Consider the following 23,406-nt stretch of genomic DNA (forward strand, 5'->3'; position numbering starts at 1 on the left):
GCTTAAATAAAGAGGAACTTGAAAAGCTTAGAGAAAAGATGAGTGCATATTATCCTAAAATGATTTTAGTACTAGTTTAATAATTTATGGGTAAACGAAATTCCCTTATCCTTCCAAAGTAAACTAAGAGAAGGTGATCTGTGTATATGCAGTTAATAGAATATCACTTGCTACTTTAATTTTCTTTTAATATAATTAATTTAGAATTTTTAAATATTCTAAATTTTATAAAGGTGGGGTTTGTGTGAATCTCGTTCAATCTTTGGCTGAAACGGCAAAAAATAAGGGGGATAAACCGGCGTACATATTTATGGATCAGTCGGTCTCGTATGACCGATTAAACAAAATGGTCACGAAGTTTTCTGGCAATTTAGCAAAAATGGGCATTGGAAAAGGGGACAATGTCGCATTAGCTGTAGGCAATTCACCACATTTTTTAGTAGGTTTATACGGAACAATGAAAGCAGGAGCAACTGTCATTCCGATTAATCCAATTTATACAGCAGACGAAATACATTACATATTACAAGATGGAGATGTAAAAACAATCATCGTACTCGACGTCCTTCTACCTGTTATACAATCTCTTACAACAAGACTTCCTTCATTAGAAAATATCATCATATGCGAAACCTCATCAGATTTTAACCATACAGAAACCGAAAAAATGAAAACGTTTACTAGTTTTATAGGAACTGGAGATTTAACTTACGAAGGTCCTGAACTAGATGAAGAAGATGTAGCGGTTATCCTATACACTTCAGGTACAACTGGAAAACCAAAAGGTGCTATGTTAACACATAAAAATTTATATAGTAATGCGAGCGATGTAGCGTCATATTTACGATATACTGCAGATGATCGCGTCGTTGCAGCGTTGCCGATGTTCCATGTGTTCTGTTTAACGGTTGCGGTAAATGCGCCGATTGTGAACGGAGCAACAATTTTAATGTTACCGAAGTTTAGTCCGAAAGAAGTATTCCGTATTTGTCGCACGTATGAGCCAACGATTTTTGCTGGTGTACCGACGATGTACAATTATTTATATTTATTTGAAGAAGCGAGCGCAGAAGACGTGAAGACACTTCGCCTTTGTATTTCAGGTGGTGCATCAATGCCTGTTGCGCTTCTGAAAAACTTTGAAAAACGTTTTGATGTAATTGTTTCAGAAGGATACGGTTTATCAGAAGCATCACCAGTTACTTGTTTCAATCCGTTAGACCGTCCTCGTAAACCAGGATCAATTGGCACAAATATTTGGCATGTAGAAAATAAAATTGTGAATGAGCTTGGGGAAGAAGTACCTGTTGGTGCAGTTGGGGAATTAATTGTTCGCGGGCCTAACGTTATGAAGGGTTACTATAATGCGCCAGAAGATACTGCAGCGACATTAAAAGACGGCTGGCTATATACAGGTGACTTAGCGAAAATGGATGAAGAAGGTTACTTCTATATCGTCGATCGTAAAAAAGATATCGTCCTAGTTGGCGGTTATAACGTATACCCTCGTGAAGTAGAAGAAGTATTATATACTCATGATTCAGTAGCTGAAGTTGTCGTAATCGGCGTTCCTGATGAAAACCTAGGGGAAGCAGTACGAGCTTACGTTGTTCTGAAGCAAATGAACGTAACAGAAGAAGAACTCATGCATTACTGCACGTTACATTTAGCGAAATATAAAGTGCCGATGAGTATCGAGTTTTTAGCAGAACTGCCGAAGAATACAACGGGTAAATTACTGCGAAGAGCATTAAGAGAGAAAGCGATGCAAGTGTAAAAATAGGAGCAACCACCGTTATGAAGGTGGTTGCTTTTGTATTTTTTAGCATTGGTTAAGCTATGATGCCATATATTTAAACCGTAATATGACTAGTAGGGAGGAGATATACGTGGAGCAAAAGGAATTACGTTTGCGGCGAGTGCAATATCTTATTTGTGACATTATGGATGAAATGAATGCTGAAAATGAGAAGAAGAACTTAGAAACACTGCAGCAAGTAATTGATCATCTTTCTGGTGCGATAGGTGATTTGGTTGATCCATCCAGCACGTATTCTATCGATTATTTAGAAAGGAAAGTTCATACGGCGCATTATTTACTTTTTAAAAACGAGCGGAAAGCGTACTTATGTAGGAAATAAAAATAGATAGTTTTTTATTTTTACAATTGATAATGATTAAAATAGAGATACTAATATATTTGTTATGGTAGCAATCTATTAAGAAAAGGAGAGCTTTCCAAGATACCTTTTAATAGATTGCTTTTTAAGATAAGGATTTCTTCTAATAAATAAATTATTACTATCGTTATACATATAAGTTAATTATTTAGAAAAGGTGGAATACGAGTTTTTATGAGTATAGTATATTGAAAATTGATTATTTTATAATTGTTTACTAGGTAGATAGTACATGTTATTAAATTTCGGCCTTAATATAAATAAATTATAATATATTCTGATTAATCGGTAAATAAAAATGGGAAATTGTCAATAAATATTCGATTTTTGGTTTGAAATGTAAAAAAAGGTAGAATTTTATGTTTTTATCCTATACAATCATTTTGGGATATTAATTTAGAATGTTGTGAAAGTTTTGTATTTAATAAAAATGATTCTTCGCAAAAATATGAATTTAAACGGTAGAATTTTTAAGTTTGGATGATACAAATCCATTCTGTTAGATTACTTTTTAATAACCTAAGATAAAAAACTTAATTTTCCGTTTTTAATTACGGATGTTAGTGGTGGAAAGTAAAAAATAGTCAGTTCTTTGTTTTATATTGTTACGGGGCAACAATATAAAATCCACATTCAGCAACGTTGGTGTTGGTTACTGAAGTTTAATTATTGCCATGAAGTAATTTGTTTAGAGATATCTAGACTGATTGTTCAACAATTAAATTGGAATTCTATTAAGATAAAAATACAGAATATATTGAATTTTGCGAGGGCAATACAAAAAGAGGTTATTTGTAAATGTTTTAGAGAAATAAGAATGTGAGGACTTTAAATGGGGATTTTATTAAAGAAGTGGCCGTGTGAATTGCAACATGATGCATCAGATTGTGCTGCGGCAGTAGTATCCACTGTATTACTTAGATACAAGCAGGAAATGACAATTACGAAAATTAGAGAAATTATTGGAACTGATTCATATGGAACAACTGTAAAGGGGATTGTAACAGGACTCGAAAATCTACATTTTAATGTTAAAGCTATACGTACCAAGACGGATGAAATAACTAGTGATTTGACTTTTCCGGCTATTGCTCAAGTTAAAACCAGTGAAGGACTTAATCATTTTGTTGTTATTCATAAAGTAACAAAATCAGATAAATTAATTATTGCAGACCCTTCCAAAGGGTTGCATAAATGTGATAGAGAAGAATTTGATAACATGTTTACTGGTGTAGTTATTTTCATGGTACCAACTAGTGAATTTGAAATGATGAGAATAAAAGACCAAGGAATGCTAGATTTATTCCTGAAGTTAATTCTCCCCCAAAAAAAACTTTTGGCAGTTATAATTTTAGCTTCAGTTCTTTTAACGGCTATAGGTATCTTCTCAAGTTTTTTTTCAAAAATAGTAATGGATGAGATAATTCCATACAGATTAAAAGAGAGTTTATATGTCTTTCTTATTGTTTTTGGTATTGTAAGTCTATTACAAAATTTACTTTCATTTTTCAGACAACATGTTCTTTTATACCTCTCACGGAAAGTAGATATCCCAGTCTTAATGGGGTATTACAATCATATCATTCGATTACCATATAAATTTTTTGGAACAAGGAGAATAGGAGACATAATTACTAGGTTCCAAGATGCGATGACAATAAAAGAAATTTTTACGACTGTATCTATCTCACTTGTGTTAGATCTTGCATTAGCACTAATTAGTAGTTTACTTCTATATAATTTGAACCCAAAGTTATTTATGATTTTGTTAGTCATGGTGTTAATTAATATTGTGCTTATTTATATATTTAAAAAGCCATACAAGAAAATTAATTATGAGCAAATGGAAGCTGGAGCTTCTCTTAATGCACACTTAATAGAGTCAATCAGAAATATTAATACAGTAAAAGCTCATGGTGCTGAAAATGAGCAATTAAGTCAGTTAGAAACTAAATTTGTCCGTTCATTAAAGATTGGTTATAAAGAAGGTATTCTCCAAAATACACAAGGGTTTGTATCAACTCTTGTGAATTCTATCGGGAATATATTAATGCTTGGAGTTGGAGCATTATTTATTATGGATGGTGAGATAAGTATAGGAGATCTATTAGTATTCCAAACTTTAAGCCAATTTTTCATTGAACCAGTACAAAATTTAGTGAGCTTACAGCTGACATTCCAAGAAGCACAAATAGCTATGAAACGTCTAAGTGAACTAATGTCTTTAAATCGAGAAGATAGTGAAAAAGACTCAAAATTAACTGATATTGAATTGAAAAAGGATATACATATAAATAATATTACCTTCGCATACGGCTCTAGAGCACCGGTATTAAAAGATTTTAACTTACATATTCCACAAGGTGAAAAGATAGCATTGGTTGGTGAAAGTGGCGCGGGTAAAAGTACCATAGCAAAGTTATTATTGAATTTCATGGAGGTACAGCAAGGGGATATTAAAATAGGTGAATATAATATTTCGGATATCGATCTTCAGTATTTGAGAAAAAGGGTTGCATATATTCCTCAAAATATTGAGCTATTTACTGGAACTGTTATTGAAAATTTGAAGGTTGGAGATCCGTTAGCTAAATACGAAGATATTGTTAATGCTTGTAAGGTAGCTGGTGCCGCTGAATTTATTGAAAAAATGCAAAATAAATATCAATCACTAATAGAAGAAGGAGGAGGTAACCTTTCAGGAGGAGAAAAACAACGATTGGCAATTGCACGAGCTTTATTAGCTAAGAGTGATTTTTACATTTTTGATGAAGCAACCTCCAACCTTGATTCCTTTAGTGAAAGAAAGATACAGGAAGTTATATTTGAAAAGATAAAAAACAAAACAACCATTATTATTGCACATCGCCTTTCTACAATTATTAGGTGCGATAAGATTTATTTTATTGAAAATGGAGCTGTTGTTCAATCTGGCACGCATGAGGAGTTGATGAGTCTTAAAGGGAAATATTATGAATTGGTAAAAAATCAAACTATCATGTCTACCTCTGCGGATAAAATAGATGAAGATATAGCTGAAAATGATGATGATAACGAGGTGTTTTCATATGAGTAAAATGGAAGTGAAAGAAAATAAAAAATTAATTCTTAAGCAAGTTTTGATAAAAGAATTAAAAAATATGCAATTAGATCAAGTAGATATGGAAATAAATAAGTTTGTAAATCAAATAAAATTATTAAAAGTTCAAGTGTTCGGACCTTTAATTGTTAGTAACACGGGCGTAAATGTTCATGATGATGGAGCGATGACTATGAATTATGAGTTGATAGTTCAGGCGCATAATTATAGCCAGTACAAAAACACTTTCAATGCAAAAAAAAATTTAAAGTATGAAAATTGTGTTTATTTGAGGTATGAGGGAAAACCAGAAGATATTCATTATGCTAATTCAAAATTAGAAATATATTTTTTTGAAAATAATCTTATTCCTGACAGCTCTACAATAAATGTTTACGTATCTGATTCTGCAGATAATATTGTAGTGGACATTTTTAAACCGGTAAAAACACTATGAAGCTTTACACAAAAGGAGAACTAAAAGACGCACGTATCTTTTTCGATAAAAACCCACCCTCATTTATGACTGTATACGTTGTTGCAGTGCTTATAATTATATTTTTTGCAATCATAACTGCCCATTTTGTAAAAAAACCGTATGTTGTTAAAGCACAAGGGATAGTGGCAGTCAATGGAACATCTTATGTTGCATCCAAGGGATATGGAGTAATTAATGAGATTTATGCAAAATCGGGTGATTATGTGAAAAAAGGCGATCGAATTTTAGTGATTTCTTCAGGGAATGAAGGTGTACAAGCTACTGCTATAGAAGAACAAATTCGTGATTTAGAAGAAACTATAGAAGTTATGGATCGATATAAACAATCATTAATGAAAAAAGAAAACACACTAAAACAAAACGGGAAAGAACTAGAATATTATGGGAAAGTTAATTACTATCTTGATAGTGTAAAACGAGAAAATTATGAAGTTAATTCTATAAAGGATCAAATGAATGAAAAGGTAAAAGAAGTTGATAAACTTGATAAGGAAATTAATGAGCTTCAATCACAACTGGAAAAATTGAATCTAAATGAAGAGAATAAAAATTCTGTTAATTCAGAATTAATAGACGGTAATTCTGAGTTGATTTCAAACAATGAGGGAAAAAAAAGCGAGATTAAAGGTTATTTAGATTCGAAAAAATCGGAAAAAAAAGGGCTTTTAAACGAAATCAAGCAATTGGAACAACAGGTGAAGGGACCCTCATCCAAGTCGACAGAATTGTTAAATCAGTTATTGAGTGAGCTCGGACAAAGCAGGAATCAAGCTTCATCTAAAATAATAGAACTTACTGCTAACTTGGGGGCTTCAAAAGAGCAAGATTCAGTCCATACCCTGATAGCCAGTCAGTCTGGCGTGTTACATTATCCCAATCCCCTGGCTAAAGGCATGTCTATCCAACAGAATCAAATACTTGGTGAGATAGCAAGCGAGGAAGAGGATTTTTATATAGATGCTTATATACCCGCACAAGATAGAAGCAGGGTAAAGGTAGGTAACCCTGTCGAGGTTTCAATCATTGGTGTCAACAATCATAGATTTGGAAGTCTTTCTGGTTCGGTAAAATTTATTGAACCAGGGACACTGAAGGATGAATCATCGAAAGAAAAAATGATTTATTATAGGACCAATGTAAAGTTAGGAGCAACTTCTTTGAAAAGTAAATCAGGAGAAGTCGTTGAGTTAATGCGCTCTATGCCTGTTGAAGCTAGAATTGTGTATTCAGAAGAATCATATTTAGAATGGTTATTAAATCTACTTAATTTAAGATCAACTTAATATTGGTAGTTTAATATATAAAAAAAAGGGAGGAATTTTATTATGGAAATGGTATTACCAAGAATTCATGAGGAAATTGAACAAGATGAAATGATGTATCTAGATGGGGGATTTTATGTAAGTAACAGTCAGTTAAAAGGAATTTTAATTGCTGTTGGTATGAATCCTATGGGGGCGGTGTCAGCAGCAGTTTTAGCGGCTGGTATTAAGAGAGCTGGAACTGCAATAGGAACGAGAATAGGCTTAATCGGAGGCCCGGTTGGAGCTGCATTTGGAACTATAATAGGCTTTGCAGTATCTGGATGGGCAGCAAGCACTATTGCTCATGCGTTAATACAAGGTAAAGGTGTAGATGTTGGTCTTATGTATACATCATTTGGAGTTCCTTATGGTGTGAAATTTGCTGTAAAATAGTAATGAAATAAAAGCACATCTTCCATAGGTTGATGTGCTTTTTAAAGTATAGTTTTGTATTATTTATACGAGACAGGAAATACCACTAATTACTATAGTGTTTAAAATATCTATTAAATATAGAAATTAATAATTAATTAGAAAGGATAAAAAATAGATGGATAAGAAGATAAAAAAATTGATGTTATTAAATATTATTTTTTATTTAAATAATTTTATTATGATAATTCTTATGCATAACCCAGAGTTAGAGGAGATAGCGGCGATTTGGTTTTTCTCACCGTTCGTTGTAATACTTTTTACTACTTTTATGTTTGAAAGTTTAAATGGAAAAATGAATAATCCACTTAAAAAATTGTCTGTAATAGATTTCTTATTAAGGTGCACGATATTGCTAGTTAATTTCTTGGGTGTTAGTGGAATTATATATCTAACATTTAATTATCTTATCGTCTTAGGAGTTATCTTTATGACTGTAAACGTTTATTTGGAGTGGAAAATGTATAAAAAGATACTCCTATTGAATTTACAAAATAAAAAAATAGATGAAGCTCCGTTGACGAGAAGAGAAATAGATGATTTGTGTGAAGACTATGCTAAGGAACAATCTATCCTAAGAGATAAATCTCCTAATGAAAAGGAAGAGATTAGAAGTATTTATAGATCTACGTTCTTGGTAGGTTGCTCATATGCACTAATCTTACTATTGATTGGAGGGGGGATTTTTTCGTTCAGTTTGTTGGGAGAAAAGTATAGAATGTTAATAATAATGATAGCTTTTTTACTAGTAGGAATTTACTTTTACTTAACAAGTAAAAAACTTACTTTGTTTTTTAAAGATACCAACCAACGAAAAAAAATAAGCTTAAGAGATAATTTAACCTTTATAGTTGGATTGTCAATCATTTATATACTACAGGGATATATTCATATAGGAACGGGAACATTTAATTTTTTAGGAGTTTTCTTTGCTACAATATTTTTAATTCCAACTATAAAAACAAATCATTTGATAAGGGATACATTTTATAAAATAAATAAAAAATATCATAATAGATAGTCTTTACTAACTTGTGAAATTTTTGTGTTTCACTAACTAACCTAACTTCTATTATCTTGTTCCTGTTGTATGTAAACTGTAAAATATTGTGATCGTTTTAGATAGAGGAAGGAGAAATCTTTAAAAGCGAATATGATTTGCAGTTATAGAACTTCTAAATAATTGAATGATCAATATAAAAGAATAACTGTGTTTTGAAGAGGGGGATCCTAAAGTAGACGAGTAGATACTGGAGGAATCCCTTTTCTTTGCATAAAAAAATATATCCAAAATAAAGTATTTATCTTATATATAGGAACATAGAGGTAATATTAAGTGATACATATCCAATCATGCCTTTAGCGTGGGATGATTTTAATGATGATATCGAAGGATATTATGCCTTAAAATAAAAGCGATAGAAAACGAATTTTGTAAAAAGGTGCACTCAACAATGAAGTGACCATGTCAAGTCAACAGTATTCAAAAAGCACAACTAAACCAACTTGAGTTCTATATTTACATGGACTCAGGTTATTTGATTTCTTTTGAAATCTTTGAGGATTATAAAAGTGTACATATTTAGGCACGCAAATCTCATCTCATCTCAGCAGTTTTATGGAAAGGGTATAAATGAAAACACTCTGACTAAGAGTAGCTGGAGAAGTTTTCTATACAAGTATTGTCCGAATAGTTTCCCTTTCGAGATATATTGGCCTTCATCTGATATCTAATGCACTCATTAATCCCTGTATACGCTTATGATTAAAGTAAAGGTATAGTTAATCTTTAATCAGACTTGTATCCCATTCCTTATTCAAGGTATAAATCTACTACTTTTTCTTAAATTCTATATCGTAAGTTACTCTAGTTTTACCCATAGAAAAATCTGCTCCATTAGTCCTGTAGGAATTAAATAATTCTTTGACATTTTATATTAGAATTGACTAAGCTATAATCCATATATTTAAACCGTAATATGACTAAGGAGATATACGTGAAGCAAAAGGAATTACGTTTACGGAGGGTCCAATACCTTATTTGTGACATTATGGATGAAATGAATGCTGAAAATGAGAAGAAAACTTTAGAAATTTTGCAGGAAGTAATTGATCACCTTTCCGGTGCGATAGGTGATTTAGTTGATCCATCCAGCACGTATTCTATCGATTATTTAGAGAGAAAAGTTCATACGGCCCATTATTTACTTTTTAAAAATGAGCGGAAGGCGTACTTATGTAGGAAATAGTATTATTAATTTTATTTGACATTGATAATCATTATCAATATGATAGTTATGTTGGGTATATTCATATAAAGGGAGATGTCATATTGATAATGATTAAGAAAAAATATATTAATGCATTCGTTATAGCAGCAACTTTAGCAGTTCCATTTAGCGATATTATGGCACCTATTGCGAAAGCAGATGCAGCGGTTGAAATGAAAGCAAATAGCAAACTTGCAGATGGTACATATGACGTTATTTTAAAAACTTATAAAGATCAAACGAATGAAACATCTGTTGCTTCTACATATTTAAAAAATGCAAAAGTAACAATTCAAGGTGATAAAAAAATCGTTACGTTAACAGTTCAAGATAGTAGCTATTTCCAGTATCTTAGAGTAGAAGATTCTAATAAAGTAGGGACATTCCATGATGTAAAAGTGATCTCCGAAGATAAAGCAAATAACGGTACGAAAGTTGTTCAATTTGAAATCGGTGAATTCTCGAAAAAATATAATATGCAAATGCATATATTAATTCCAGCAATTAAATATGATCATAAATATCAAGTGCAGTTTGAAATTGATGCGAGTGCAATTGAAAAGAAATCTAAGTTCTCAGATGTACCGACTTGGGCACAAGATTCAGTTCAATATTTAGTAGACAAAGAGGCAGTACATGGTAAGCCAGATGGTACATTTGCACCGGCTGAAAATATCGATCGTGGTTCAGCAGCAAAAATATTAGCTACTGTTTTAGGATTAGAAATTAATAAAGATGCCAAGCCATCATTCCGTGATGCGCAAAATCATTGGGCTACACCGTATATTGCCGCAGTTGAAAAAGCTGGTATTGTAAAAGGTGATGAGCAGGGTAACTTCAATCCGAGCGGGCTAATTAACCGTGCATCGATGGCTTCTATGCTAGTAAATGCATATAAATTAGAAAGAAATGAAAATATTAAACTACCAAAAGAATTTGCGGATCTAAATAATCATTGGGGCGCGAAGTATGCGAACATTTTAATTCAAGAAAGCATTTCAGCTGGAACAGATAATGGATGGGCTCCAGATAAAGCGGTAAGCCGCGCGGAAGCAGCACAATTTATTGCGAAGACAGATAAGTTGAAGAAATAAAGTGAAACTAAAATCAGTGAGGGACAATCCTCACTGATTTTAATTTATTAAGAAAAAACAAATTCCAAGTTGACACATATGAATTGCGGAATTAAAATGAAAAGAAATCAAACATAATACAATAGAAGCTCATCAGAGAAACTGAAGGCGCACAACGTTCACTTTTGTGAATAGATTGTGTGCCTTTTTCTATTGTACAAACTAAGGGGGCTTTATATATGAAACAGTGGAGTAAGACAGCATTAATGAAAAGTACAGGTGTTTTATTATCAGCATTTGTCCTTTTGTCAGGGTGTGGTTCGGCAACATCCACTAACAATTCTGAAGGAAGTGCAGATAAGAAGACAGTCGAACTTTTAAATGTTTCATATGATCCAACGCGTGAGTTATATCAAGACTTTAATAAAGACTTTGCGAAGTATTGGAAAGAGAAACATGGTCAAACAGTAAATGTAAAGCAATCACACGGGGGATCTGGAAGCCAGGCACGCTCCGTTATTGACGGTTTAGAAGCAGACGTTGTAACACTAGCGCTCGCTTATGATATTGACGCAATTAGTAAGAAGAAACAACTAGCAGAAGATTGGCAGAAGCGACTTGCCGATAATTCTACGCCGTATACATCAACGATTGTATTTCTTGTGAGAAAAGGAAACCCGAAAGGAATTAAAGATTGGGATGATTTAACGAAAAAAGGTGTGTCTGTCATTACACCGAATCCGAAAACATCTGGAGGAGCAAGGTGGAACTATTTAGGTGCGTGGGGATATGCGCTAAAGAAATATAACAATAGTGAAGATAAAGCGAAAGAGTTTGTCGGTCAAATTTATAAAAACGTAGAAGTGCTAGATTCTGGTGCACGCGAGGCAACGACAACTTTTGTTGAAAAAGGAATTGGTGATGTCTTAATCGCTTGGGAAAATGAAGCGTTATTATCCCAAAAAGAACTTGGAAAAGATAAATTTGAAATTGTAACACCTTCAATTAGTATACTAGCAGAACCACCAGTAGCTGTTGTAGATAAAGTAGTTGATAAAAAAGGAACGAAAAAAGTAGCAGAGGGATATCTTGAATATTTGTATTCAGAAAAAGGGCAAGAAATTGCGGCGAAAAACTTTTATCGCCCTCGTAATGAAAAAGTAGCAGAAAAGTACGCATCACAATTTCCGAAAGTTCAATTATTTACAGTTGATGAACTATTTGGCGGATGGAAAAAAGCGCAAGAAAAACATTTTAATGATGGCGGCGTATTCGATCAAATGTATAAAAAATAAGGGGGGATGAGGTGACGTTATATGAGGAAGAAGCGTGTTTTACCAGGGTTTGGATTATCTCTTGGCTTTACAATGCTGTATATGAGTTTATTCGTACTTATACCACTTTCTATCGTATTTATTCAAACTTCGCAGCTAGGCTGGAAGAAGTTCGCACAAGTTATAACGAGTGAGCGCGTTTTGCATTCGTATCAAGTGAGTTTAACGACTTCACTTGTAGCGGCAATTGTTAATGCCATTTTCGGTTTATTAATTGCATGGGTGCTCGTTCGTTACACATTTCCAGGGAAACGATTATTAGACGGACTAATTGATTTACCATTCGCTCTTCCGACTGCTGTAGCTGGTATTACACTGACCACGCTATATGCCGAAAATGGTTGGATCGGAAAAATATTTAGTGTGTTTCATATAAAAGTAGCTTTTACCCCGCTCGGAATTATCGTCGCACTTACGTTTATTGGCTTACCATTTGTCGTCCGAATGGTGCAACCAGTGCTGCAAAGTATTGATAAAGAAGTAGAAGAAGCAGCTTCTAGTTTAGGGGCGTCACGCTTCCAAATATTTATGAAAATCATTTTGCCAGAAATATTCCCGGCGTTACTTGCTGGTTTTTCACTCGCCTTTGCGCGGGCGCTAGGAGAATATGGATCTGTCGTTTTCATAGCTGGTAATATGCCGATGAAAACAGAAATCGCACCGCTTATGATCATGACGAAACTAGAACAATATGATTATGCAGGCGCAACAGCTGTAGCGGCTGTGATGCTTATTATTTCTCTCCTTTTCTTACTTTTTATTAATATGATTCAAACTTGGAGCAGAAGGCATGAACTGAAAAGCGAATAGGAGGGGAGAAAATGGAACCAACATTACTAGAAAAGAAAATAGTAAAAAGCGTATCAGCTAAAAAAGAATCTAAGTTAGTACCAATTCTATTCATTACGATAACAATTTTATTTTTATCTCTCTTTCTATTACTGCCGCTCGTGACAATTTTTATGAAAGCATTTGAACGAGGAGTTGATGTATATATTGCCGCCGTAACAGATCAAGAAGCATTTTCAGCAATTAGGTTAACGCTTCTCGTTGCTTTAATTGTTGTGCCGCTTAATACGATATTCGGAATAGCAGCGGCTTGGCTTATTACAAAATTTCAGTTTAAAGGAAAGCAATTATTATTATCTCTTATTGAACTGCCGTTTGCTGTATCACCAGTCATTGCAGGATTAGTATTCGTTTTACTTTTTACACCGCGTGCTGCTCTTGGCGGATGGCTATTGGAACATGGTGTAAAGCTCATCTTCTCTGTCCCTGGCATTATCATTGCAACGATATTTGTTACGTTCCCGTTCGTTGCGCGTGAATTAATTCCGGTTATGCAAGCGCAAGGGAAGAGTGAAGAAGAGGCAGCTCTATCACTTGGCGCAAGCGGGTGGAAAATGTTTTGGCATGTTACGCTTCCGAATATAAAATGGGGTCTTTTATACGGCATGATTTTATGTAACGCCCGCGCAATTGGTGAGTTCGGAGCAGTTTCCGTTGTATCTGGTCACGTGCGTGGTGTGACAAATACGATGCCACTTCACATTGAAATTTTGTACAATGAATATCAATTTTCAGCAGCTTTCGCTGTGGCGACTTTAATGTCACTCATCGCAGTTTTTACGCTCGTTATAAAAAACTGGATTGAATGGAGAATGGAAAAACGACAATAAGGAGGGACTATGATGAGTATTCAAATTCAAGGTGTATCAAAACAATATGGTACGTTTCAAGCGTTAAAAGATATTCATTTGGATATTCCAAAAGGTGAGCTTGTCGCCTTATTAGGCCCGTCGGGTTCTGGGAAAACAACGTTATTACGAATTATTGCAGGACTAGAAGAGGCGGACGGAGGCTCTATTTCATTTGATGGGGAAGATTTAACAAATATTCACGTGAAAAACCGGCAAGTCGGTTTCGTTTTCCAGCACTATGCACTTTTTAAACATATGAATGTGTTTGAAAATGTTGCTTTCGGTTTAAAAGTAAGAAAGAAAAGTGTAAGACCTTCAGCAGAAGCAATAGAAGAAAAAGTAACAGAACTATTGAAACTAGTAAAAATGGATGGTTTCGCAAAACGATACCCAGCGCAATTATCTGGCGGACAACGCCAGCGTATCGCACTAGCCCGGGCGCTTGCAGTCGAACCGAAAATCTTATTGCTAGACGAACCGTTTGGTGCACTTGATGCGAAAGTACGGAAAGAATTGCGAAGATGGCTCCGGAAATTACATGACGAATTTCAAATTACGAGCGTATTCGTAACGCATGACCAAGAAGAAGCGTTAGACGTTGCAGACCGCATTGTTGTAATGAATGAAGGGCGCATTGAACAAATGGGAACGCCAGAAGAAGTGTATGAAAAACCGGCAAGCCCGTTCGTATATGACTTTTTAGGAAACGTGAATTTATTTCACGGCCGCGTTCATAAAGGTAAGCTAAATGTAGGATCGGTGGAACTAGAAGCACCAGAGCATAAGCACGTTTCAAATGTAGACGGAGTGGGATATGTAAGACCACATCATCTATCAATTGCCCGTACGAAACAAAGTATAGATGCCATCCCGGCGAAAGTAACATACTCACATGCAGTTGGCCCTGTCGTATATGTAGAATTGAAGCGAGACGGAATAGATGAGTATTTAGAAGCAGAAATTAGTAAAGAACAGTTCAAACAGCTGAGCATTCAAACGGGTGAGTTTGTATACGTACATCCGAGAGAAGTGAAGGTGTTTATTCCAGAGGATTTTGTTATTTAATAATAAGGTGCGGTCTCTATATGAGTATGTATAGGGGCCGCATCTCTTTGTTTGCTTGAATGTCTTATTCTTATGTACAATGTAGACGAGAGCTGGTTATAGATATAAAAGGAGAGGAATGCCATGTCCAAACAATTAGTAAATTTGCGCATTGATTTTGCCTTTAAACAGTTATTTGGTACGAGTGGTAACGAAGATATTCTTACGACTTTCTTAAATGCTATGTTATAAGAATCTTTAGAATCACCTATTACATCGTTACAGCTAAAATATCCACATTTGCACAGAGAATATGAGGATCACAAGTAAGAGGAAAATAACTTTGATTTGCTTACTATTTACGTTCTAGGCACAGAACAAGCTATAATAGAAGAAATTAATAAGGAGGCTAGCAGTGAAAATTTTTCGTTATCTCAATATATTCACTATTTTAATTGTATACACACTACTCATGTTTTACATTGGCTGGAACGGCTGGGTTTGGCTTCATGCAGTATTTGGCTGGGAATCTTGGGGGTATTACGCTTTCGTAGTTGGCTTTATCTCATATGCGTACATTCTCGTGCAAGTGTTTAAATTTCTTCCTTTTCTGCGAACGGTCGGTTCAATTTGGTTTGCGGTTATACAATATGCGCTTATGTTATTGCCGTTAGCCGATATTGCAGTCTTCTTTTTACAATTTTCTATAGAGAGAGACACGGCAATTATTTGGACAGGGGCAGTCACTTTACTCGTATTTTTCTTTATCTTCGCATACGGGGTATTTAATGCGTATAGCCCGGTAGTAAGAAAGTATGATGTACATATACCAAAAAAAGTAGAAGGGCGTAAAAGTTTACGCATTGCGATGGCTTCTGATATGCATTTCGGTAAACTGTCTGGTGTTTCTCATTTAAAGAGACTTGTCCATCATGTAAATGAAATGAAACCAGATATTATTTTACTGCCTGGTGATATTATCGATGATCATCCAGGCGTGTTCATTCAGAAAAATATGGGACCAATCATGAAACAGATGAAAGCTCCATTAGGCGTATATGGCGTGCTAGGAAACCACGAATATTACGGCCGAGCTATTCCTGAGTTTTTACAAGAGATGGATAAGATTGATATTCGTATTCTTTTAGATGAAGTCATTACAATTGAAGATGATTTCTATCTCGTTGGAAGAAGAGATAAAACAGAGCGTGATCGTCAAAGCTTTGAAAGTCTAATGAGTACGGTAGATAAATCGCTCCCTGTTATTGCAATGGATCACCAGCCATTTGAATTAAAACAAGCAGCGGATGCCGGCGTCGATTTATTATTATCTGGTCACACGCACCGTGGACAAATGGCGCCGAATCATATTGTGACGAGAAGAATGTACGAACTAGACTGGGGATACGCGCAAAAAGGTGCATTCCATGCGATTGTTTCTTCTGGATTTGGATTCTGGGGACCACCGCTTAGACTTGGAAGTAGGTCGGAGATTGTGCAGGTGGAAGTTACATTTGAATAGGTATGTGAAATAGAGAGCTGATGGCTCTCTATTTTTTAATTTAAAGGTACAAAATATTCGAGTGAAGTTCTTTATTTACTTTCTGAAAAAAGAGATACTATAAGAAGACTCTGCTTGAAAAGGGGGATTATGAGTGGTTATATCAGATGTCATATATGGTGAGTTTAAAGTAGATAAAGTGTTAGAAGAATTACTTTTAAGTAAACCTGTGCAAAGGCTGAAAGGTATTCATCAAAATGGCGCAAGCTACTTAATAAATGAGGAATGGAATGTAACACGTTTTGATCATTCAGTTGGTGCTATGTTGTTAATTAAAAAACTTGGTGGTTCAGTAGAAGAACAAATTGCAGGTTTACTGCATGACGTATCGCATACTGCTTTTTCCCATGTAATTGATTATGTTTTTGATAACGAAAATGAAAGTTATCATGAAGAAATATTTAGCTCTGTTGTGAAAAACTCGGAAATCCCGGCGATTCTTTCAAAGCATGGTTATAACTATGAAGATATTTTGTTAGATGATTCGAAGTGGACATTACTTGAAAGATCCGCACCAGAATTATGTGCAGACCGAGTGGATTACACATTGAGAGATATGTATACATATGGATATATTTCTTTAGAAGAAGCTCAAAATTTTTTAGATGATTTAATCGCAGTTAATGGGAAAATGGTTCTTCAAAATATCGAGATTGCTGAATGGTTTACGAAGACGTATTACAAAGAAGTTATCGATTTCTTTATGAAACCAATCAATATTTATGGAAATGATATGTTAGCGAAAACGTTAAAATTGGCTCTTCATAAAAAGATAATCCATCCAGATGATTTTCTTCTTGAAGACCATGAGCTTATTTCGAAATTGCAGCTATGTAAAGATCAAGAAGTAGATGCTTTATTAAGAAAAGTTCATCCAAGTATAGAAGTAAAAGAAGATAGAAATGAGTATGATCTACATCAGAAAAATAAAGTGCGTCTTATTGATCCGCCATTACTTAGTAAAGGGAAAATCGTTCAGTCGTCTGTTGTATCAGAAAAAATAAGACAGATGAGTGATATCGCTTATGAAAAAGCGGTGAGAGGGATGTATGTGAAAGTGATTTCGAATTAGTGTATTTGTAATAACAAAAGGTGTCATCGATTATGATGACACCTTTTTGCTTTAAAGGGTTGTTCGTATGGAAATGCATTGCATTTTTACGATACCATTGTATTTTACCAGAAAAATACCTATTATGGTAAAAAAAGAATTTTCTCAAAGTTTTTCGATAAAAATAATTTGTGAAAAAAGTACTCATTTCAAATGTGATGAAAATAATATATTTTTTAATAATTACCTTGGAATCTTTTATTATTCATATATGAATTTTTCTATTATTTAAGGTAATTTAAAGGTTTTTGTCGTTTTTTGTTGTAATTTTTATATTATGATAAGTATATTTTTGGGAATCCACCATTATAACAGAAAAATTCTAAAAAAACAGAATTGAATCATATTATTTATTTTAATATAATATATTTGTTAATTAATAACATATTTGGGGTATGATTCTTTATTACGGTGGGAATTTTTTTAGCATAGGGGGATTTACAGAATGGTTAAAACGGCGAAAACTGAAATGATGAATGAATTAAAAGAAACAATTTACAAATTCTTTCCGAAAAATATTGTGAAAGAAGAATTGTACGAAGAGTCCAAAGAGTATAAAAGGTTTGTAGACTTAAAAGAGAGCTTTGTGAAAAACGAAAGCTCTCAAAAGGAAATTTTGTCTTTAATCGAGTCAACATTTTGCGATTATCACGTGTCAGACTATACAGATTTAAACCTATACAATTGTCTAGAGTATAATGTGTTATTAAATGGAAAAGAACCAATGTTAAATGATGATATTGATTTAGGGGTTTTTGTTAGTTTACTTGATAAATATTATTATTACTACGTATTAAAAACAACATATGATGAAGAATTAAGGGAATGGACTTTTGAGATAATCGATGTAGAAATGGATAACATTTGTAAATTTGAAAAACTAATGAATACAAAAGGATTTGTAAGAGTAGAACGAGAGGTTGCGAGAACTGCAATTCCTGATATAGAAACGGAATGTTTACGTATGGGGGAAGTTAACGTATTTCATGCTTTATTCACGGATTCGGTTAGTGAAATATAAAATTGATATCTTTTTAAAGGTATTATTAAAAAGGTTGATTAGGAAATAGTAGCTATTTTCTAATCAGCCTTTTCGTTTTTAATGATCAAACCAATTCCAAACCTCAATATCTCCAAGAGTAGCATAACGTACGTGAGGCGAGTTTTGTAATTTTAATAACTCTTTTGACGGTCCAGTAATGACCATTCCGTATACTTTTACGCCGTTAGCTTTTACATATTTATAACGTTTATCTAAGTTCAGCTGATCCTCAGGAACCATGGCAACTTTACTTACAGTTTTTTCATGTGTAGAAAGAATGCGCATCATTTCAATAACTTTATCCTCTTGCGTTTTTAGGTTTTCTGTTTCATCATCAAGGAATCCTATATGTTCTGGAAATCCTATAAAGTCGCTCCCAGATAGGATGAAATCTTCTTCATTTATTCTTTCTTGTCCCGTATCTAAAGCGTACCATACAGGAGTTGGAGGGAGTTCTTGTGCTTCAAATACGCTATATAAAAGTGGTTCTAATTCTTGTAAAGTGTAAGGTTTGTCAAAAGATATTGCTACTTCTGCAACTGTTCCCTCATGTACCTTTGCAAGTGTATCCCAAACCTTTTTAGATGCTTCTTTCAAATAATCACCTTGTTTTATTTTTGGGTGAACAAAGTGGATGTTCGGTTGATAGTGCATATTCACCCAAGATTTATTTGTGATATTTAAAGAAGATAAGAAGCTGCTCGTTTCAATTGTACCGAGCGGCATTTCTTTTTTACCAATCGTTTTTACTAAATCAAATTGGCTGTTTGTTCGAAAGAAAGCTTCTACACTTGTTCCGCCCCCCATAACGCGACTATTTGGGATAGTTGCTTCAAGTGCAAGAGAAGGAACATCTCTTATTTCTTTTAGCCGTTTATCATTATCAGCTTGAAAATAAAAGGCAGATAATACCCCGCCGATCATATATATAACGATACAAATTGCTAGTATAAAACCAAGCGTTTGTAAACGATGTTTCCATTTAATCCTCCAAAAAGGAATTTTAAGATCTTTTGGTGGTAACTTTTTCTTAATCGGCTCTGTTTTTGCTAACAATTCATCCAAATGTGCTTCACATTCTTCGCAAGTTTCTATATGACTTTCTAACTGTTCTTGTTCGCCATGTGTGAGTGTTCCGTTTTCATATTTCTCCCACAGTTTTTTAAATTCTGCACAAACCATCTGCATCACTCCTTAATGATTTTTGCTTCTTTTCGTCCTCGGTGTAATTCAATTTTTACTTTTGCTAACGAGAGACCGGTCATTTCTGCTATTTCCTTATAGGAGAATCCGTAGTAATCTCGTAGTAGTAACACATTTCGTCTTTCGAGCGGAAGAGAGGATATGTTTTGTAACCAACTAGTAATCTCATGTTTTACGAAATAAGAGTGCTCTGTACTTGGCACGTTTGGTAAATGGAATTCTTCGATTTTAGTTGTTTTATACTTCTTTTCTTTTCGGTACCAATCGATAAAGGCGTTGTAGGCAATTGTAAATAACCACGGCCTAATTTCTTCTCCCTCATAATAGTCAATATGGACGAGCATTCGGTAAAAAGTTTCTTGCATGAGATCTTCTGCAGGGTGGGGATCTCCGGTTAGGGAGAGAAGATAGCGAAATAAGTCATGCATGTGCTCTGAGTAAATGTCTTCTAATGATTGTTTGCGTTTCACTACATTTCCCTCCCTTCATAAATAACAACGAAATACATATAAAAAAGTTACAATTTTTTATCCAGCATTAACGGGCAGTAAAACTCCCACCTCAAGATTCGGCTGGTGCAAAGAAGTTAGGTGGGAGATCAACTGCCCGTAAATGCCCGATTGGTTCAACTAATAATCAGTGGGGGATGAACAAAAACCCCACTGATTAAAGTTTCACTTTATAAAATTATAGTAAAAAACGTCAAGAATTGGATAGGATTCTCTTTTATCATAATACATATAAGGCGGGTGAACAGAGGTGGAAAGTTATGAAACTCAAATTCAAAGGGCAATTGACTATATTGAAGAAGATGTAATGGAAAAACAAACGCTGCGTAATTTAGCTCGCATTGCATGTTTTTCTGAATCGCATTTTCATCGTGTATTCCAGGCGTTAGTAGGCGATACAGTAATGGAGTATGTTCGGAAGAGGAGGTTAGCCCGGGCAGCTTATCAACTTTCTCATACGGATGAAAAAATTATTGATGTCGCATTTGAGCATGGCTTTCAATCCCACGAAACGTTCACGAGAGCCTTTAAAAAATTATTTCAGATGACACCAAGTGAATATCGAAAACAAGAAATTGAAACACCAATGTATTATAGAGTGAATGTAAAACAAAGAAAATTAAATCCATATTTAGGGGGCATACAAATGGAATATCGTATTGTAAATAAACCGGAATTTTTAATGGCGGGTTATGAGCTGAAGACGACGAGTAAAGAAGGGAAAAATCATCAAGATATCCCGGTCTTTTGGCAGGAGTATTTACAAAAGGATCTTGGAACGACGATTCCGAATCGTAAAGATACGAGCCAATGGGTAGAGCTTGGACTATGTACAGATTTTAATTTAGAAACAGGGGACTTCACTTATATTATCGGGATGGAAGTTACAGGCTTTGAAAATGTACCAAATGAAATTGCAAAGCGCACATTCCCGGCAGCAACGTATGCCGTATTTACAACGCCGAAAGTTCCTCATGAGGAAATGGTTTCGTCTATTCATCAAACGTGGAATGCAGTATTCTCAGAATGGTTCCCGCATTCAGGATATGAACATTGCGGAGTTACAGAGTTTGAACTATACGATGAGCGTTGCCATGAAGATAAGAGTGAGTTTGCTCAAGTAGAGCTTTGGATACCGGTGAAGAAGAAATAATAGGAAGAGAAGCGAACCATTGAGAGATGGTTCGTTTTATTTTTGAAAATCGATATATCTAGGGTTGTGGTCGATATATTCGGAAAAACGCCGATATAATTTCATTTATTAGCGTATTGCTTCGAAAAGAGAAAATATAAGAAAAGGTGCTTTTGGAAAGCACTTTTTCTTATGAACTAAAAGGAAACACAAGAATAATCGTCGTTCCTTTTCCGAGCTCACTATCAATGGAAATCGTTCCATTATGAGCGTGAACGAGCTGTTTTGTGATGGCGAGGCCAAGTCCAGTTCCGATGTTGCTTTCTTCTGTATTTGTTCCTCTGTAATATCTCTCGAATAAAAGCTCTTTCGTTTTATCATCCATTCCTTTTCCGTTATCTGAAATCGATAATGTAAAGAATTTAGCATTTTGCGAAAGTTTTACGATTACTTTTGTTGTTTCATTATTATGTTTTACGGCGTTTACTAATAAGTTTTCGATAATACGTTGGAACCATTTTTCTTCAATAAAATATTGGATTTTGCTTGAGCTTGGTACAAATTCAATGTTTTGATTTTGCAGCATTGGATTATTAATAAATTGCAATAGTACTTTTTGGACGAATTGATTGATTTCAACATTTACGTGCTGCGCAGGAAGGGTATCATTTTTTAATTGATACGTTAAGCTTAAGTCGTCAATTAACGTAGTCATATATTGTGACTTTTCTTTCATGACATGGCCAAATTGTTGAATGTCTTGATCGGTCCAATTATACTGCTTCGATTCTAGTAATAGTGCATAGCCATATATAGAGCTAAGCGGTGTTTTTAAATCGTGTGTCAGACCAGTAATCCATTCTTCACGTGTTTGCTGCAGTACTTGTCTCATTGCATCGTTTTTTTTCAAAGTAATAGAAAGGTGCTCTAGTGAGTTCGTAACATCTTTAAATAGGCGGAACGACCATTTTTCTTTACCGGATTTTCGGAATCGAATCGCTTTTCCTTTTTTACTAACAGGCTCTTCATATTTCCCCCCGGCTATGTTTTTAAGCCAGCGCATCGCGTGTAATAACGGTTTCCCAAACTTATTTCCATACCAAATTGAAAGAATGACTAAATAAACAAATACGATAAGGAGGATTAAGCTGCATCCGATTAGAAGTTTCTTAGTAAATACATCATCTAATTCATCATCTGGATAGTAATGATCGTTTTTCGCGGATACAACGATGAGATGACCGCTATTTGAATCGTAAAAACTAGATATACTTTCTTTATGGTTCCACGGTTCTTTCTCATTAAGAGCAGTTTTTATAGCTGAAAATGTTTTTTTCTTTCCATCTGGATAGGAAAAAACTTCTTCACCATTGTTATTAAATATTTGTAGCATTGCTTTTTCTTTAGAAAGTAATTGTTTTTCTTGTTCAGTTAATGCAAACTCATTTAGTGATAACGAAGGATGCCCTTGCTGTATCGTTTTGAGTAATGTATTACTTTTTAGTTTGGCACCGTAAATAACGAGTACCGGTTTCTTTTCTAATTTAATTTCCCAATAGTTAAATTTATAAGGATTTTCTCTACTGTTTTGTAAATATGTAAGTAAAGATGTCTTTGTGTAAGCGGTCGGAACATCGCTAGGTGTATTGAAGTTGTAAAGGACTTTTCCCTCTTCGCTTACAATTTGAAGCCAATCATTTTTTTCTGTTATTAAATCTTTTAATTCAGGTCTTAATGTAATGTGATTGTCTTCAGAAGAAATATATTCAGAAATTGTAAAACTATCATAATCAGAAATGTTAGGTTCATATAAAGTGCTATTAAGGAGAAAAATTAAATAAGAAAAAGAAGCAAATACAGCGATAAGTAACGTAAATAAGACGAAAACGTGTTGCAGAATAAACTGGATTATAAGTCGTTTATTTAAATTCAT

General features: G+C 34.3%; 21 protein-coding genes and 1 pseudogene. 18 read left to right on the forward strand and 4 right to left on the reverse strand.

Features of this window, described 5'->3' with window-relative positions:
• The first annotated feature begins 244 nt into the window (after positions 1–244).
• From QUF93_RS07775 to QUF93_RS07805, 7 genes are all read left to right on the forward strand, one after another.
• Positions 245–1,777: a fatty acid--CoA ligase family protein gene (locus QUF93_RS07775; RefSeq protein WP_289358374.1), complete on the forward strand. Its 1,533-nt coding sequence runs from the start codon at positions 245–247 to the stop codon at positions 1,775–1,777.
• A 112-nt stretch (positions 1,778–1,889) separates the two neighbouring features.
• A complete protein-coding gene (locus tag QUF93_RS07780) occupies positions 1,890–2,141 on the forward strand; it encodes a hypothetical protein (RefSeq protein ID WP_289358375.1) in 252 nt (83 codons plus the stop codon).
• A gap of 871 nt (positions 2,142–3,012) precedes the next feature.
• Positions 3,013–5,256, forward strand: coding sequence for a peptidase domain-containing ABC transporter (locus QUF93_RS07785; protein ID WP_289358376.1), 2,244 nt, complete (start codon positions 3,013–3,015; stop codon positions 5,254–5,256).
• Positions 5,249–5,716, forward strand: coding sequence for an AraC family transcriptional regulator (locus QUF93_RS07790; RefSeq protein WP_289358377.1), 468 nt, complete (start codon positions 5,249–5,251; stop codon positions 5,714–5,716). Before QUF93_RS07785 ends, QUF93_RS07790 begins: the two co-directional genes overlap by 8 nt.
• A gap of 65 nt (positions 5,717–5,781) precedes the next feature.
• Complete coding sequence (locus QUF93_RS07795) at positions 5,782–7,041, forward strand: beta-barrel domain-containing protein (protein ID WP_289375254.1); 1,260 nt, start codon at positions 5,782–5,784, stop codon at positions 7,039–7,041.
• A gap of 42 nt (positions 7,042–7,083) precedes the next feature.
• Positions 7,084–7,455: a hypothetical protein gene (locus QUF93_RS07800; RefSeq protein WP_289358379.1), complete on the forward strand. Its 372-nt coding sequence runs from the start codon at positions 7,084–7,086 to the stop codon at positions 7,453–7,455.
• Between the two features lie 157 nt (positions 7,456–7,612).
• Positions 7,613–8,515 carry a hypothetical protein gene (locus tag QUF93_RS07805; protein WP_289358381.1) on the forward strand — a complete coding sequence of 301 codons (903 nt, stop codon included), beginning with the start codon at positions 7,613–7,615 and terminating at the stop codon, positions 8,513–8,515.
• Between the two features lie 452 nt (positions 8,516–8,967).
• On the opposite strand, the gene QUF93_RS28845 is transcribed toward QUF93_RS07805, so the two are convergent.
• Positions 8,968–9,084 carry an IS3 family transposase gene (locus QUF93_RS28845; protein ID WP_353050840.1) on the reverse strand — a complete coding sequence of 39 codons (117 nt, stop codon included), beginning with the start codon at positions 9,082–9,084 and terminating at the stop codon, positions 8,968–8,970.
• Between the two features lie 407 nt (positions 9,085–9,491).
• Here QUF93_RS28845 and QUF93_RS07810 point away from each other — a divergent pair, with 407 nt between their 5' ends.
• The 10 genes and pseudogenes from QUF93_RS07810 (at position 9,492) to QUF93_RS07855 (ending at position 18,608) form a co-directional block, all read left to right on the forward strand.
• Positions 9,492–9,743, forward strand: coding sequence for a hypothetical protein (locus tag QUF93_RS07810; protein ID WP_289358382.1), 252 nt, complete (start codon positions 9,492–9,494; stop codon positions 9,741–9,743).
• A gap of 89 nt (positions 9,744–9,832) precedes the next feature.
• Entirely contained in the window at positions 9,833–10,858 is a 1,026-nt protein-coding gene (locus QUF93_RS07815) for an S-layer homology domain-containing protein (protein ID WP_289360962.1), read from the forward strand.
• A 218-nt stretch (positions 10,859–11,076) separates the two neighbouring features.
• Positions 11,077–12,132: a sulfate ABC transporter substrate-binding protein gene (locus QUF93_RS07820; RefSeq protein WP_289358383.1), complete on the forward strand. Its 1,056-nt coding sequence runs from the start codon at positions 11,077–11,079 to the stop codon at positions 12,130–12,132.
• Positions 12,133–12,153: 21 nt separating this feature from the next.
• A complete protein-coding gene (gene cysT, locus QUF93_RS07825) occupies positions 12,154–12,981 on the forward strand; it encodes a sulfate ABC transporter permease subunit CysT (protein ID WP_289358384.1) in 828 nt (275 codons plus the stop codon).
• An 11-nt stretch (positions 12,982–12,992) separates the two neighbouring features.
• On the forward strand, positions 12,993–13,850 hold the full coding sequence (gene cysW / locus QUF93_RS07830) for a sulfate ABC transporter permease subunit CysW (RefSeq protein WP_289358386.1): 858 nt from the start codon (positions 12,993–12,995) through the stop codon (positions 13,848–13,850).
• Positions 13,851–13,862: 12 nt separating this feature from the next.
• Positions 13,863–14,936, forward strand: a complete 1,074-nt coding sequence (locus QUF93_RS07835) for a sulfate/molybdate ABC transporter ATP-binding protein (RefSeq protein ID WP_289358387.1) — start codon at positions 13,863–13,865, stop codon at positions 14,934–14,936.
• A 123-nt stretch (positions 14,937–15,059) separates the two neighbouring features.
• Positions 15,060–15,242, forward strand: a pseudogene (locus QUF93_RS07840) (PD-(D/E)XK nuclease family transposase); the annotation flags it as partial.
• Positions 15,243–15,330: 88 nt separating this feature from the next.
• Entirely contained in the window at positions 15,331–16,437 is a 1,107-nt protein-coding gene (locus QUF93_RS07845; protein WP_289358389.1) for a metallophosphoesterase, read from the forward strand.
• A 133-nt stretch (positions 16,438–16,570) separates the two neighbouring features.
• Positions 16,571–17,548, forward strand: a complete 978-nt coding sequence (locus QUF93_RS07850; protein WP_289358390.1) for an HD domain-containing protein — start codon at positions 16,571–16,573, stop codon at positions 17,546–17,548.
• Between the two features lie 484 nt (positions 17,549–18,032).
• Complete coding sequence (locus QUF93_RS07855) at positions 18,033–18,608, forward strand: hypothetical protein (RefSeq protein ID WP_289358391.1); 576 nt, start codon at positions 18,033–18,035, stop codon at positions 18,606–18,608.
• Between the two features lie 78 nt (positions 18,609–18,686).
• Here the strand turns inward: QUF93_RS07855 and QUF93_RS07860 are convergent, their stop codons facing one another.
• Positions 18,687–19,811: an anti-sigma factor gene (locus QUF93_RS07860; RefSeq protein ID WP_289358392.1), complete on the reverse strand. Its 1,125-nt coding sequence runs from the start codon at positions 19,809–19,811 to the stop codon at positions 18,687–18,689.
• 5 nt (positions 19,812–19,816) lie between these two features.
• On the reverse strand, positions 19,817–20,302 hold the full coding sequence (locus QUF93_RS07865) for an RNA polymerase sigma factor (RefSeq protein WP_289358393.1): 486 nt from the start codon (positions 20,300–20,302) through the stop codon (positions 19,817–19,819).
• A gap of 289 nt (positions 20,303–20,591) precedes the next feature.
• Between QUF93_RS07865 and QUF93_RS07870 the strand changes: the two genes are divergently transcribed.
• On the forward strand, positions 20,592–21,494 hold the full coding sequence (locus QUF93_RS07870) for an AraC family transcriptional regulator (protein WP_289358394.1): 903 nt from the start codon (positions 20,592–20,594) through the stop codon (positions 21,492–21,494).
• A gap of 169 nt (positions 21,495–21,663) precedes the next feature.
• Here QUF93_RS07870 and QUF93_RS07875 read toward each other — a convergent pair whose 3' ends face one another.
• Positions 21,664–23,406, reverse strand: coding sequence for a sensor histidine kinase (locus tag QUF93_RS07875; RefSeq protein ID WP_289375256.1), 1,743 nt, complete (start codon positions 23,404–23,406; stop codon positions 21,664–21,666).

Origin of the sequence: Bacillus hominis (assembly GCF_030348325.1) — a bacterium.
Taxonomy (GTDB): domain Bacteria; phylum Bacillota; class Bacilli; order Bacillales; family Bacillaceae_G; genus Bacillus_A; species Bacillus_A hominis.